This is a genomic window from Citrobacter sp. Marseille-Q6884 (assembly GCF_945906775.1).
Classification (GTDB): Bacteria; Pseudomonadota; Gammaproteobacteria; order Enterobacterales; family Enterobacteriaceae; genus Citrobacter.
This window is the reverse complement of the sequence record NZ_CAMDRE010000001.1, coordinates 2,527,122-2,540,924: the sequence shown is the minus strand read 5'-3', so window position 1 is coordinate 2,540,924 and position 13,803 is coordinate 2,527,122. Positions and strand designations below refer to the sequence as shown.

Below are 13,803 nucleotides of genomic sequence, written 5' to 3'. Positions count from 1 at the left end.
TCGCCTCCTGGGTCGTTAACTGTCTATAATAATAGACGTTATTTACGCTACGCTTTGCAAGACTGTCCACAGAGTATGTAAATTCGTGCAAGATTTATCCTTGCGGGAATTCAATGCCGAATGCGCGAAAGGCTGTTTTGACGCGGGCGTTTGGGCTATGCTATGCGGATCTGAAACACCACATCTAAAGCTACGTTTGTAGCTGTATTGAAAACAGGACCACTGGCTGCCATGCAAGAGCAATACCGCCCGGAAGAGATAGAATCCAAAGTACAGCTTCACTGGGATGAGAAGCGCACATTTGAAGTGACCGAAGACGAGAGCAAAGAGAAGTATTACTGCCTGTCTATGCTTCCCTATCCTTCTGGTCGACTACACATGGGCCACGTACGTAACTACACCATCGGTGACGTAATCGCCCGCTATCAGCGTATGCTGGGCAAAAACGTCCTTCAGCCGATTGGCTGGGACGCATTCGGTCTGCCTGCTGAAGGCGCTGCGGTTAAAAACAACACCGCGCCGGCACCGTGGACGTACGACAACATCGCCTACATGAAGAACCAGCTTAAAATGCTGGGCTTTGGTTACGACTGGAGCCGTGAGCTGGCAACCTGCACCCCGGAATATTACCGTTGGGAGCAAAAATTCTTCACTGAGCTGTATAAAAAAGGCCTGGTGTACAAGAAAACCTCTGCCGTTAACTGGTGCCCGAACGACCAGACCGTACTGGCGAACGAACAGGTTATCGACGGCTGCTGCTGGCGTTGCGACACCAAAGTTGAGCGTAAAGAGATCCCTCAGTGGTTCATCAAAATCACCGCTTACGCTGACGAACTGCTGCGCGATCTGGATGATTTAGAAAACTGGCCTGACACCGTGAAAACGATGCAGCGCAACTGGATTGGTCGTTCTGAAGGCGTGGAGATCACCTTCGATGTGAACGGCTATGACAATACGCTGACCGTCTACACCACCCGCCCTGACACCTTCATGGGTGCGACTTATCTGGCGGTTGCTGCAGGCCACCCGCTGGCGCAGAAAGCGGCGGCAAACAATCCTGAACTGGCGGCGTTCATCGATGAGTGTCGCAACACCAAGGTTGCCGAAGCTGAAATGGCGACCATGGAGAAAAAAGGCGTCGATACCGGCTTCAAAGCAATCCATCCGTTAACGGGTGAAGAAATTCCGGTTTGGGCAGCAAACTTTGTCCTGATGGAATACGGTACCGGTGCCGTTATGGCCGTTCCGGGTCACGACCAGCGCGACTATGAATTTGCCACCAAATACGGTTTAACCATCAAGCCGGTTATTCTGGCTGCCGACGGTTCCGAGCCGGACCTGTCTGAACAAGCGCTGACTGAAAAAGGCGTCCTGTTTAACTCCGGTGAGTTTAACGGTCTACCTTTCGAAGCCGCCTTTAACGCCATTGCCGATAAACTGGCAGAAAAAGGCGTGGGTGAACGTAAAGTGAACTACCGTCTGCGCGACTGGGGTGTTTCCCGTCAGCGTTACTGGGGTGCACCGATCCCGATGGTGACGCTGGAAGACGGCACCGTCCTGCCGACCCCCGAAGATCAGCTGCCGGTTATTCTGCCAGAAGACGTCGTCATGGACGGCATCACCAGCCCGATCAAAGCCGATCCTGAGTGGGCGAAGACCACCGTTAACGGCATGCCTGCGCTGCGTGAAACCGACACCTTTGATACCTTTATGGAATCATCATGGTACTACGCGCGTTACACCTGCCCGCAGTACAACGAAGGCATGTTGGATCCAGAAGCCGCTAACTACTGGCTGCCGGTTGACATCTACATTGGCGGTATCGAACACGCCATCATGCACCTGCTCTACTTCCGCTTCTTCCATAAACTGATGCGTGACGCGGGTATGGTGAACTCTGATGAGCCAGCGAAGCAGTTGCTGTGTCAGGGTATGGTTCTGGCTGATGCGTTCTACTACGTGGGTGAAAACGGCGAGCGTAACTGGGTTTCTCCGGTTGATGCTATCGTTGAACGTGACGAGAAAGGTCGTATCGTCAAAGCGCAGGACGCAGCAGGCCATGAGCTGGTTTATACCGGCATGAGCAAGATGTCCAAGTCGAAAAATAACGGTATCGACCCGCAAGTCATGGTTGAACGTTACGGCGCTGATACCGTACGCCTGTTCATGATGTTCGCCTCCCCGGCGGATATGACCCTGGAGTGGCAGGAATCCGGCGTGGAAGGGGCAAACCGCTTCCTGAAACGCGTCTGGAAACTGGTCTACGAACACACCACAAAAGGTGATGTCGTCGCCCTGAACGTTGACGCATTGAGCGAAGATCAGAAAGCGCTGCGCCGCGACGTGCACAAAACGATTGCTAAAGTAACCGATGATATCGGTCGTCGTCAGACCTTTAACACCGCAATTGCGGCGATTATGGAACTGATGAACAAGCTGGCAAAAGCACCGCAGGAAGACGAACAGGATCGCGCGCTGATGCAAGAAGCGCTGCTTGCCGTTGTACGTATGCTCAACCCGTTCACCCCACACGTTTGCTTCACGCTGTGGCAGTCGCTGAAAGGCGAAGGCGATATCGATAACGCACCGTGGCCGGTGGCGGACGAGAGCGCCATGGTTGAAGACTCAACGCTGGTTGTGGTTCAGGTTAACGGTAAAGTCCGTGGCAAAATTACCGTTCCGGTAAACGCCACTGAAGAGCAGGTTCGTGAACGTGCTGCCCAGGAGCATCTGGTGGCAAAATATCTTGATGGCGTTACCGTACGTAAAGTGATTTATGTACCGGGTAAACTCCTCAATCTGGTCGTTGGCTAAGCGCGGGAGGAAGCGTGCGACATCTGACAACATTGTTGTTATCCCTGGTGGTGCTGGTCACCGCCGGGTGTGGCTGGCATCTGCGTAACACTACGCAGGTTCCCCCCACGATGAAAACCATGATCCTGGACTCAGGCGATCCGAACGGCCCGTTAAGCCGTGCGGTACGTAATCAGTTGCGTCTGAATGATATCGAATTGCTGGAAAGCGGTTCGATGCGTAAAGACGTTCCGTCATTGCGTCTGGGCCGAGTGAGTATCTCGAAAGACACCGCCTCGGTATTCCAGAACGGTCAAACGGCTGAATACCAGATGGTCATGTCCGTCAGCGCATCTGTTCTGATTCCGGGTCATGATATTTATCCGATCAGCGCTAAAGTCTATCGTTCGTTCTTTGACAACTCACAAGCGGCGCTGGCGAAAGATAACGAGCAGGATATGATCATCAAAGAGATGTACGACAAAGCAGCCGAACAGTTGATTCGTAAACTGCCAAGCGTACATATCGCAGATGCTCAGTCCTCAAGTGCTGACGTAACACCGGCTGAGAATCAAACAGCCGCGCCAACGTCTTCTCCGGCGCGTGTTTCCACCACGCTGGGTAACTGATGCTCAAGTTGTACCCTGAACAACTCCGCGCACAGCTCAATGAAGGGCTGCGCGCGGCGTATTTATTACTGGGCAACGATCCCCTTTTGTTGCAGGAAAGCCAGGATGCCATTCGTCTGATGGCCACTGCGCAAGGGTTCGAAGAACACCACGCTTTCTCCATTGACACCAACACTGACTGGGGTGCGATTTTTTCACTCTGTCAGGCGATGAGCCTGTTCGCCAGCCGTCAGACACTGCTCCTGCAGTTGCCTGAGAATGGCCCGAACGCGGCCATTAACGAACAACTTGCAACGTTGGTGACTCTGCTCCATAACGATCTCCTGCTAATTATCCGCGGTAATAAACTGACGAAAGCGCAGGAAAACGCCACATGGTTTAGCGGATTGGCGAATAATGCAGTCCAGGTCAGTTGCCAGACACCTGAGCAGGCGCAACTTCCACGCTGGGTTGCCGCGCGGGCAAAGCAAAACAACCTGCAACTGGATGACGCAGCCAACCAGTTATTGTGCTATTGCTATGAAGGTAACCTGTTAGCCCTGGCGCAGGCGCTGGAGCGATTATCATTACTCTGGCCTGACGGCAAATTGACGCTCCCCCGCGTGGAGCAAGCCGTGAACGATGCCGCGCATTTCACGCCCTTCCACTGGGTAGACGCGCTGCTGATGGGCAAAAGCAAACGCGCACTGCACATTTTGCAGCAGTTACGCCTTGAAGGCAGTGAGCCGGTTATTTTGCTGCGCACAATACAGCGTGAATTATTGTTGCTGGTAAATCTGAAACGGCAATCTGCCCATACGCCATTACGCGCGCTGTTTGATAAGCATCGTGTATGGCAAAACCGTCGTGGCATGATGGGAGATGCGCTAAACCGCCTGTCTCCTGCACAATTACGTCAGGCAGTGACGCTGCTGACACGCACGGAAATTACGCTTAAACAAGACTATGGTCAGTCAGTGTGGGCGGAGCTGGAGGGACTTTCTCTGTTGCTCTGCCATAAATCACTGGCCGATGTTTTTATTGATGGTTGATATGAAATCACTGCAGGCTTTGTTCGGTGGCACCTTTGATCCGGTGCATTATGGTCATCTTAAACCCGTTGAAATTCTGGCTAATCTGATTGGCCTTTCCCGGGTGATTATCATGCCCAATAATGTACCGCCTCATCGTGCCCAGCCTGAAGCCACCAGCGCCCAGCGTAAACAGATGCTTGAACTGGCTATCGCCGATATGCCCTTGTTTACACTGGACGAACGTGAACTAAAACGCGATACCGCCTCTTATACCGCGCAAACACTAAAAGAGTGGCGTGCAGAACAAGGTCCCGAAACACCGCTGGCATTTATTATTGGTCAGGATTCGCTGCTTACCTTCCCTTCCTGGTACGACTCTGACAGTATTCTGGACAATACGCATCTCATCGTTTGTCGACGACCGGGGTATCCGCTGGAGATGGCTCAGGAACAGCACCAGCAGTGGCTGGAGCGTCATCTGACCCATACGCCAGATGACTTACATAACCTTCCTGCAGGCAAAATCTACCTGGCCGAAACGCCGTGGTTCAATATCTCGGCCACCCTTATCCGTGAGCGCCTCGAAAAGGGCGAACCCTGTGATGATTTAATGCCAGCGTCGGTGCTGAACTACATTAATCAGCAAGGGTTGTACCGCTAAGCGTGTGGTTTAATGCCGCCAGCAGGCGGTTATTCTCTGCTTCACTGCGGACCGCGACCCGATAATAACGGGCATCCAGCCCCGGATAGTTGGCGCAACTGCGGATCAAGACATGCTGTTCCAGTAACAATTTTTGCAAATCAATATCGCCCCGGTCACAGCGTAGCAGGCGATAATTGGCCCGCCCGGGATAAACGGTCAGACCGGACAGTTTGCGCAGTTGTTGTTCAAAACGTCCCCCTTCTTGTTCCAGCCACTCCCACGTCGCTTGCTGATACGCGCTATCGCGCAAAATGATTTCCCCCGCCAGCGCAGCAAACGCATTAATTGACCACGGCATTTGTCGGCTACGCACGTGTGCGACAGCCTTTTCATCGCTATTGACCAGATACCCTAACCGCAGTCCAGGAATCGCGTAAAACTTCGTTAATGACCGTAATACCCAGATGTGCGGATTCTCATGTAAAAGCGGGATGAATCCTTCCTCACCGGCAATAAAATCAATAAACGCTTCATCGAGGATCAGGGCAATCCCCAGGGTTTCACAACGCTTTGCAATCGCCAGCAGCAACTGTTTATCAGGGAGCAGCCCGGTTGGATTGTTGGGCGTACAGAGAAAAAGGCAATCCAGCTTCGCCGTTAACGCATTGAGGATGGTATCGGTAAGCTGCCAGCCATCTTCTTCACGCAACGCAAACTCATGTATTGCGCATTCTCCCCATTGCAGCGCCCGACGGTACTCCGCAAATCCGGGCGTCACGATCATCGCATGTTGCGGTTTCAGGCTATCCACCAATGCAAAGATGGACTCTGTCTCTCCATTTCCCGCAAGAAGCCATGAAACCGGGATGTGATGATGCTCCGCCAGCGCTGCATGCAGATGCGCATACTCAACATCCGGGTAGCGCTCGGCACTGTCTAAATTGTCGATCAGCGCGCGTTTCAGGCTTGCTGGCATACCCAGCGGATTAATATTCGCGCTAAAATCCAGCAATTGTTCAGGCGAGATCCCCAACAATGCGGCGGCTTCTCGTGTATTCCCGCCATGCGCGCTCTTCAATAAAGACATCGTGCCGCTCCACTTAAAAAAGAGTATTTTATTGAAAAATCTCTGCGCAATCAGGGCAAACATCATATTTTGTGCGAATAGCCTCACGAGGAAAAAATGAGACTCTGGTTAGTACGTCATGGCGAAACCGAAGCCAATGTTGCCGGATTATACAGCGGCCATGCCCCCACGCCGCTCACTGAGCGGGGAATCGCCCAGGCAAAAACGTTGGCGACACTGTTACGCCATGCACCTATCGAACATGTCCTCTGCAGCGAACTTGAACGTGCTCGCCATACGACACAGTTGATCTTAGGCGATCGCGACATACCGCAGCGGATCATGCCTGAGCTAAATGAGATGTTCTTTGGCGACTGGGAAATGCGCCATCATCGTGATCTGGCGCGTGAAGACGCGGAAAATTACGCTTTATGGTGTAACGACTGGCAGAATGCGACGCCAACCAATGGCGAGGGTTTCCAGGCATTTTCACAACGCGTTGAACGTTTTATTGCCCAACTGGCTGATGGCACAGAAAGTCAGAATTTACTTATCGTCAGCCACCAGGGTGTGCTGAGCGTATTGATCGCCCGACTGCTGTCGCTGCCTGCTACCTCAATGTGGCATTTCCGTGTCGAGCAAGGCTGCTGGAGCGCAATTGATATCAACGACAATTTCGCGGTGCTTAAAGTATTAAACAACCGTGCTGCATGGCTGGAGGGGGAGTAAAAGCACTGTTTTTTCGGCTCATAAGACTCTCGCCCATTGACACCCCATGACAGGCTGTTATTCTCCGCAGCCTGACTTTTCCCGCCTTTCAGAGCTTTGCAGAAATTGTTTTACAAAAATGGCGATGCATTCTGTGGCGCGGGGTGGGATGATAGCGCACTTCAAATGCGCTTTCGGCGACATTTGTCCCGATATCGCCTCTGGTTCAGGTATACTAACAGACCGTTTTAACTCTTTTTCACCCCAGGGGGAACACTTGCAGGGTAAAGCACTCCAGGATTTTGTAATCGACAAAATTGATGACCTGAAAGGTCAAGACATCATCGCCTTAGACGTTCAGGGCAAATCCAGTATCACTGACTGCATGATTATCTGCACAGGTACATCCAGCCGTCATGTGATGTCTATCGCTGACCACGTTGTTCAGGAATCTCGTACCGCGGGCCTGCTACCGCTGGGTGTTGAAGGTGAAAGCGTGGCTGACTGGATCGTCGTTGACCTCGGTGATGTGATTGTCCACGTTATGCAGGAAGAAAGCCGTCGCCTGTACGAACTGGAAAAACTCTGGAGTTAATGCGTGAAGCTGCAACTTGTCGCTGTGGGTACAAAAATGCCTGATTGGGTGCAAACCGGCTTTACGGAGTATCTCCGTCGGTTTCCAAAGGATATGCCCTTTGAGCTCATTGAAATCCCGGCAGGAAAACGCGGCAAGAACGCGGACATTAAACGCATTCTCGACAAAGAGGGTGAACTGATGCTAGCAGCCGCAGGCAAAAACCGCATCGTCACCCTTGATATACCCGGCAAACCCTGGGACACGCCACAACTGGCAACCGAGCTGGAACGCTGGAAACTGGATGGTCGTGACGTTAGCCTGCTGATTGGCGGGCCGGAAGGACTGTCTCCTGCCTGTAAAGCGGCAGCGGAACAAAGCTGGTCACTCTCGGCATTAACCCTTCCTCACCCTCTTGTTCGGGTTCTGGTGGCGGAGAGTCTTTACAGGGCGTGGAGCATTACCACCAACCATCCTTATCACCGTGAGTGATCATTGAGTCTTGAGTAGATTAAGCAGCGGATGAAACTACAGAATTCTTTTCGCGACTATACGGCTGAGTCCGCGCTGTTTGTGCGTCGGGCACTGGTTGCTTTTTTGGGGATTTTGCTGCTCACCGGCGTGCTGATCGCCAACCTGTATAATCTGCAAATCGTTCGCTTTACTGATTATCAGACCCGTTCGAACGAAAACCGCATAAAACTGGTGCCTATCGCGCCCAGTCGCGGCATTATTTACGACCGCAACGGTATTCCTCTTGCCCTCAACCGGACCATCTATCAGATAGAAATGATGCCGGAGAAGGTGGACAACATTCAGGATACGCTCGACGCGCTGCGTAACGTTGTGGACCTGACGGATGACGACATTGCCGCCTTTAAAAAAGAGCGTGCTCGTTCGCACCGCTTCACCTCTATTCCGGTAAAAACCAACCTTACTGAAGTCCAGGTCGCACGGTTCGCTGTTAACCAGTATCGTTTTCCGGGTGTCGAGGTTAAAGGCTATAAACGGCGCTACTACCCCTACGGCTCTGCGCTGACCCACGTTATTGGCTATGTATCGAAGATCAACGATAAAGACGTTGAACGTCTGGATAAAGACGGCAAGCTGGCCAACTACGCGGCAACCCACGATATCGGTAAGCTGGGCATTGAGCGCTACTACGAAGACGTGCTTCATGGCCAGACCGGTTATGAAGAAGTCGAAGTGAACAACCGTGGTCGCGTCATTCGCCAGCTAAAAGAGGTGGCGCCTCAGGCCGGGCACGATATCTACCTCACTCTGGATTTGAAACTTCAGCAGTATATTGAAACCCTGCTGGCAGGCAGTCGTGCCGCTGTGGTGGTCACAGACCCGCGTACAGGCGGCGTTCTGGCGCTGGTTTCTATGCCCAGCTACGATCCCAACCTGTTTGTGGATGGTATCTCCAGTAAAGATTATTCCGGGTTACTTAATGACCCGAATACCCCGCTGGTTAACCGCGCAACGCAGGGTGTATATCCCCCTGCATCAACGGTTAAACCTTACGTCGCGGTCTCCGCTTTAAGCGCAGGCGTTATCACCCGTAATACCGGGTTGTTCGATCCGGGTTGGTGGCAATTGCCAGGCTCCGAAAAACGTTACCGTGACTGGAAAAAGTGGGGACATGGTCATCTGAATATCACCCGCTCGCTGGAAGAGTCTGCGGATACGTTTTTCTATCAAATCGCCTATGATATGGGGATAGACCGACTTTCAGAGTGGATGAGTAAATTTGGCTACGGCCACTATACTGGCATCGATCTTTCCGAAGAGCGCGCCGGTAACATGCCCACTCGCGAGTGGAAGCAAAAACGGTTTAAAAAACCCTGGTACCAGGGTGATACAATTCCGGTCGGCATCGGCCAGGGGTACTGGACAGCGACCCCTATCCAGATGAGTAAAGCGCTGATGATCCTCATCAACGATGGCGTGGTAAAAGTCCCGCATCTATTGATGAGTACAACAGAAAACGGCAAGCCAGTACCGTGGGTTCAGCCGCATGAACCCCCTGTTGGGGACATTCATTCCGGTTACTGGGAAATCGCCAAAGACGGCATGTACGGCGTTGCGAACCGCCCTAACGGTACGGCGCATAAATATTTTGCTGGCGCGCCGTACAAAATTGCCGCGAAATCCGGTACCGCGCAGGTCTTCGGGCTGAAAGCCAATGAAACCTATAACGCACATAAAATCGCCGAGCGTTTACGCGACCACAAACTGATGACGGCATTTGCCCCCTACGACAAACCCGAGGTCGCTGTCGCGATGATCCTCGAAAACGGTGGCGCCGGTCCGGCGGTGGGTACCATTATGCGCCAGATCCTTGACCATATTATGTTGGGCGACAACAACACCAATCTGCCTGCGGAAAACCCAGCGGTTGCAGCAGCTGAGGACCAATAATCGTGACGGATAATCCGAACAAAAAAACATTCTGGGATAAAATCCATATCGATCCCACAATGTTACTCATTCTGCTGGCGCTGCTGGTATACAGCTCGCTGGTCATCTGGAGCGCCAGCGGCCAGGATATTGGCATGATGGAGCGAAAGGTCGGCCAAATCGCAATGGGTCTGGTGATCATGGTGGTGATGGCGCAAATTCCCCCCAGGGTCTATGAAGGTTGGGCGCCCTACCTCTATATCTTCTGTATCATCCTGTTGGTCGCGGTAGATGCCTTCGGGGCTATTTCCAAAGGTGCTCAACGCTGGCTGGACTTAGGTATTGTGCGTTTTCAGCCTTCTGAAATTGCCAAGATTGCCGTCCCGCTCATGGTCGCGCGCTTCATCAACCGTGACGTGTGTCCGCCATCGCTGAAGAATACCGCGATTGCGTTGGTATTGATTTTCATGCCCACGCTGCTGGTTGCTGCGCAGCCTGACCTGGGGACCTCGATCCTGGTTGCCCTCTCCGGTCTGTTCGTTCTGTTTCTCTCTGGTTTAAGCTGGCGTCTAATCGGCGTCGCTGTTGTCCTGGTGGCGGCATTTATCCCGATATTGTGGTTCTTCCTGATGCATGATTACCAGCGTCAGCGTGTAATGATGTTACTCGATCCGGAAACCGACCCCCTGGGTGCGGGTTATCACATTATTCAGTCTAAAATTGCTATTGGCTCCGGCGGTCTGCGCGGCAAAGGCTGGCTACACGGCACGCAGTCACAGCTTGAGTTTTTACCCGAACGTCACACCGACTTTATCTTTGCCGTTTTGGCCGAAGAGCTGGGCCTGGTCGGGATTTTAATTCTGCTGACGCTGTATATTCTGCTAATTATGCGCGGATTATGGATCGCCGCCAGAGCACAAACCACCTTTGGCCGCGTGATGGCTGGCGGTTTGATGTTGATATTATTCGTTTATGTCTTCGTAAATATTGGTATGGTGAGCGGTATTCTGCCTGTTGTTGGGGTTCCACTCCCACTGGTCAGTTACGGGGGCTCTGCACTGATAGTGCTGATGGCCGGGTTTGGGATTGTTATGTCGATCCACACCCATAGAAAAATGTTGTCGAAAAGCGTGTAAGGGGTACGCAATGCGTAAGCAGTGGCTTGGAATCTGCATAGCAGCAGGAATGCTCGCGGCGTGTTCGAGTGATGATGGTCAGCAACAGGTTGCTGTCGCGCCGCAGCCTGCAGTGTGTAATGGTCCGATTGTTGAAATCAGCGGGGCCGATCCGCGTTTTGAACCCCTGAACCCGACGGCTAATCAGGACTACCAGCGTGATGGTAAGAGCTACAAAATCGTCCAGGATCCTTCCCGCTTTAGCCAGGCCGGTCTGGCCGCGATTTACGATGCGGAACCTGGGAGTAATCTAACGGCCTCAGGTGAAGCGTTCGATCCGATGCAACTGACCGCAGCGCATCCTACGTTACCGATCCCGAGCTATGCGCGGATAACCAACCTGGCAAACGGTCGAATGATCGTCGTGCGTATCAACGATCGTGGTCCTTATGGCAACGATCGCGTCATCTCGCTCTCCCGTGCATCCGCCGATCGTCTGAACACATCGAACAACACCAAAGTGCGCATTGATCCAATCATCGTCGCACAGGATGGTACGTTGTCCGGGCCGGGAATGGCCTGTACGACGGTGGCAAAACAAACCTACGCCCTGCCTTCTCGTCCTGATTTAAGCGGCGGCGGCAACATGGGAAGCATGCCTTCGCCATCGGATGCCGGTCAGCCGCAAGGCGATATTCGTCCGATCAGTAATTCAACGCTGAAGAGCGATGACCCAACCGGCGCGCCGGTCAACAGCGGTGGTTTCCTCGGTGCGCCGACAACACTTGCTGCGGGTGTCCTTGAGGGCAGCGAACCTACACCTGCGCCACAACCCACCGTGGTTGCACCGGCTACCTCATCAGCCTCCACACCTGCGAGCGTCGCAGCGCCTGCGGCAACGGCCAACGGACGTTATGTGGTTCAGGTCGGTGCTGTCAGCGAACAGGCTCGTGCGCAGCAGTATCAAAAACGCTTAAGCCAGCAGTTTAGTGTTCCGGGCCGTGTGGTACAAAACGGTGCCGTTTGGCGTATTCAGATGGGGCCGTTCGCCACCAAAGCGGAAGCTTCCACACTGCAGCAGCGTCTTCAATCCGAAGCGCAATTACAGTCCTTCATCACCGGCGTGTAGTAACGTAAATCAGGCATCCGAGTTGTCAATTTCTGTAAACGACATTAACAAAGTCACGCGGAAAGTCGGATGCCTCCATGTTATGCATTTGCTATAGTAGGGCACTTTTTTTAATTTCATCACGGACGTCGTAGTTCAGACCATGAAGACCACTTTTTCCGCTCGTCTTGTGCAGCGCATGGCGCTCACCGCGGCTATCTGCGCAGCCTCTCTCTCTGCTGCCCATGCAGATGACCTGAATATTAAAACCATGATCCCGGGTGTTCCGCAGATCGATGCGGAGTCCTATATCCTGATTGATTACAACTCAGGTAAAGTTCTGGCAGAACAAAACGCTGACTCACGCCGCGACCCTGCCAGCCTGACCAAAATGATGACCAGCTACGTCATCGGGCAGGCAATGAAAGCCGGCAAATTCAAAGAAACCGACCTGGTCACCGTCGGCAATGACGCATGGGCAACAGGCAACCCGGTATTCAGAGGCTCATCCCTGATGTTCCTCAAGCCCGGTATGCAAGTCCCTGTTTCACAGCTGATCCGCGGGATTAACCTGCAATCCGGTAACGACGCCTGTGTGGCGATGGCAGATTTCTCTGCCGGGAGCCAGGATGCGTTTGTTGGTCTGATGAACAGCTATGTGAATGCGCTGGGTCTGAAAAACACCCATTTCCAGACCGTTCATGGTCTTGACGCAGAAGGTCAGTACAGCTCTGCACGCGATATGGCACTGATCGGTCAGGCGCTGATTCGCGATGTACCTAACGAATACTCTATCTATAAAGAAAAAGAGTTCACCTTCAACGGTATTCGTCAGCTCAACCGTAACGGCCTGCTGTGGGATAACAGCCTGAATGTCGACGGGATTAAAACCGGTCACACCGATAAAGCTGGTTACAACCTCGTGGCCTCCGCCACTGAAGGTCAGATGCGTCTGATCTCCGCAGTCATGGGCGGTCGCACCTATAAAGGTCGCGAAACCGAGAGTAAAAAGCTGCTGACCTGGGGCTTCCGTTTCTTTGAAACCGTGAACCCGCTGAAAGTGGGCAAAGAATTTGCCTCTGAACCCGCCTGGTTTGGTGATACCGATCGTGCGTCATTAGGCGTTGATAAAGATGTCTATCTGACGATCCCGCGCGGCCGTATGAAGGACCTGAAAGCCAGCTACGTGCTTAATACGCCAGAACTGCATGCACCGCTGCAGAAAAACCAGGTAGTTGGCACAATCAACTTCCAGCTGGATGGCAAAACCATTGAGCAGCGTCCGCTGGTTGTCCTGCAGGAAATCCCGGAAGGTAACTTCTTTGGTAAAATCATTGATTACATTAAATTAATGTTCCATCACTGGTTTGGCTAAAAATTGAACACTTGAAAGTGTGATTTACGTCCCCATATACTGTGTATCCAGATAACTCCCACTCAGCGTGGGAGTTATTATTTATTGATGTAACGCCGGAGCTGACATGAAAACCAAACTTAACGAACTGCTTGAATTCCCTACTCCATTTACTTACAAAGTAATGGGGCAGGCGTTGCCTGAGCTGGTTGATCAGGTGGTTGAAGTGGTACAGCGCCATGCGCCAGGTGATTACTCTCCGACGGTAAAACCGAGCAGCAAAGGCAACTACCACTCGGTCTCTATCACCATCACTGCGACACACATTGAGCAGGTAGAAACGCTGTACGAAGAATTAGGCAATATTGATATCGTACGTATGGTGCTGTAACGCCTG

Annotated in this window: 13 protein-coding genes; 12 read left to right on the top strand and 1 reads right to left on the bottom strand. The window is 52.6% G+C overall.

The genetic code is table 11. From position 1 onward, the window contains the following. Nucleotides 1-231: 231 nt before the first annotated feature. The 4 genes from leuS to nadD are packed head-to-tail and all read left to right on the top strand — an operon-like array spanning nt 232 to nt 5,096. A complete protein-coding gene (leuS, locus tag N7268_RS11925) occupies nt 232-2,814 on the top strand; it encodes a leucine--tRNA ligase (RefSeq protein WP_260863096.1) in 2,583 nt (860 codons plus the stop codon). A 14-nt stretch (nt 2,815-2,828) separates the two neighbouring features. Further along, nucleotides 2,829-3,422, top strand: coding sequence for an LPS assembly lipoprotein LptE (gene lptE / locus N7268_RS11920; RefSeq protein ID WP_260863095.1), 594 nt, complete (start codon nt 2,829-2,831; stop codon nt 3,420-3,422). Beyond that, complete coding sequence (holA, locus tag N7268_RS11915; RefSeq protein ID WP_260863094.1) at nt 3,422-4,453, top strand: DNA polymerase III subunit delta; 1,032 nt, start codon at nt 3,422-3,424, stop codon at nt 4,451-4,453. Before lptE ends, holA begins: the two co-directional genes overlap by 1 nt. Before the next feature lies 1 nt (nt 4,454). After that, nucleotides 4,455-5,096, top strand: a complete 642-nt coding sequence (gene nadD, locus N7268_RS11910) for a nicotinate-nucleotide adenylyltransferase (protein ID WP_198904955.1) — start codon at nt 4,455-4,457, stop codon at nt 5,094-5,096. Here the strand turns inward: nadD and cobD are convergent. After that, nucleotides 5,071-6,165: a threonine-phosphate decarboxylase CobD gene (gene cobD, locus N7268_RS11905; RefSeq protein ID WP_260863093.1), complete on the bottom strand. Its 1,095-nt coding sequence runs from the start codon at nt 6,163-6,165 to the stop codon at nt 5,071-5,073. The genes nadD and cobD overlap by 26 nt on opposite strands. A 96-nt stretch (nt 6,166-6,261) precedes the next feature. On the opposite strand from cobD, the gene N7268_RS11900 reads away from it, so the two are divergent. The 8 genes from N7268_RS11900 to ybeD all read left to right on the top strand — a co-directional run bounded on the left by N7268_RS11900 (nt 6,262) and on the right by ybeD (nt 13,797). Then, nucleotides 6,262-6,873 carry an adenosylcobalamin/alpha-ribazole phosphatase gene (locus tag N7268_RS11900; protein ID WP_260863092.1) on the top strand — a complete coding sequence of 204 codons (612 nt, stop codon included), beginning with the start codon at nt 6,262-6,264 and terminating at the stop codon, nt 6,871-6,873. A 256-nt stretch (nt 6,874-7,129) separates the two neighbouring features. Beyond that, nucleotides 7,130-7,447, top strand: a complete 318-nt coding sequence (gene rsfS / locus N7268_RS11895) for a ribosome silencing factor (RefSeq protein WP_198904958.1) — start codon at nt 7,130-7,132, stop codon at nt 7,445-7,447. A gap of 3 nt (nt 7,448-7,450) precedes the next feature. Further along, nucleotides 7,451-7,918, top strand: a complete 468-nt coding sequence (gene rlmH, locus N7268_RS11890; RefSeq protein WP_042285498.1) for a 23S rRNA (pseudouridine(1915)-N(3))-methyltransferase RlmH — start codon at nt 7,451-7,453, stop codon at nt 7,916-7,918. Between the two features lie 30 nt (nt 7,919-7,948). Beyond that, the gene (gene mrdA / locus N7268_RS11885; protein WP_260863091.1) at nt 7,949-9,850 is read left to right on the top strand and encodes a peptidoglycan DD-transpeptidase MrdA; all 1,902 of its coding nucleotides are present in this window, start codon (nt 7,949-7,951) and stop codon (nt 9,848-9,850) included. A gap of 2 nt (nt 9,851-9,852) precedes the next feature. Continuing rightward, nucleotides 9,853-10,965: a peptidoglycan glycosyltransferase MrdB gene (mrdB, locus tag N7268_RS11880; protein WP_006685529.1), complete on the top strand. Its 1,113-nt coding sequence runs from the start codon at nt 9,853-9,855 to the stop codon at nt 10,963-10,965. A 10-nt stretch (nt 10,966-10,975) separates the two neighbouring features. Continuing rightward, the gene (rlpA, locus tag N7268_RS11875) at nt 10,976-12,073 is read left to right on the top strand and encodes an endolytic peptidoglycan transglycosylase RlpA (RefSeq protein WP_260863090.1); all 1,098 of its coding nucleotides are present in this window, start codon (nt 10,976-10,978) and stop codon (nt 12,071-12,073) included. A 142-nt stretch (nt 12,074-12,215) separates the two neighbouring features. Then, a complete protein-coding gene (gene dacA, locus N7268_RS11870; RefSeq protein WP_260863089.1) occupies nt 12,216-13,427 on the top strand; it encodes a D-alanyl-D-alanine carboxypeptidase DacA in 1,212 nt (403 codons plus the stop codon). A gap of 106 nt (nt 13,428-13,533) precedes the next feature. Further along, on the top strand, nt 13,534-13,797 hold the full coding sequence (gene ybeD, locus N7268_RS11865) for a DUF493 family protein YbeD (protein ID WP_003022706.1): 264 nt from the start codon (nt 13,534-13,536) through the stop codon (nt 13,795-13,797). Nucleotides 13,798-13,803: the final 6 nt, after the last annotated feature.

Excerpts from the sequence above, each read along its gene's own strand:
- N7268_RS11900 (WP_260863092.1), top strand. The coding sequence starts at position 6,262 with ATGAGACTCTGGTTAGTACGTCATGGCGAAACCGAAGCCAATGTTGCC.
- cobD (WP_260863093.1), bottom strand. The coding sequence starts at position 6,165 with ATGTCTTTATTGAAGAGCGCGCATGGCGGGAATACACGAGAAGCCGCC.
- ybeD (WP_003022706.1), top strand. The coding sequence starts at position 13,534 with ATGAAAACCAAACTTAACGAACTGCTTGAATTCCCTACTCCATTTACT.
- leuS (WP_260863096.1), top strand. The coding sequence starts at position 232 with ATGCAAGAGCAATACCGCCCGGAAGAGATAGAATCCAAAGTACAGCTT.
- mrdA (WP_260863091.1), top strand. The coding sequence starts at position 7,949 with ATGAAACTACAGAATTCTTTTCGCGACTATACGGCTGAGTCCGCGCTG.
- holA (WP_260863094.1), top strand. The coding sequence starts at position 3,422 with ATGCTCAAGTTGTACCCTGAACAACTCCGCGCACAGCTCAATGAAGGG.
- rlpA (WP_260863090.1), top strand. The coding sequence starts at position 10,976 with ATGCGTAAGCAGTGGCTTGGAATCTGCATAGCAGCAGGAATGCTCGCG.
- nadD (WP_198904955.1), top strand. The coding sequence starts at position 4,455 with ATGAAATCACTGCAGGCTTTGTTCGGTGGCACCTTTGATCCGGTGCAT.
- dacA (WP_260863089.1), top strand. The coding sequence starts at position 12,216 with ATGAAGACCACTTTTTCCGCTCGTCTTGTGCAGCGCATGGCGCTCACC.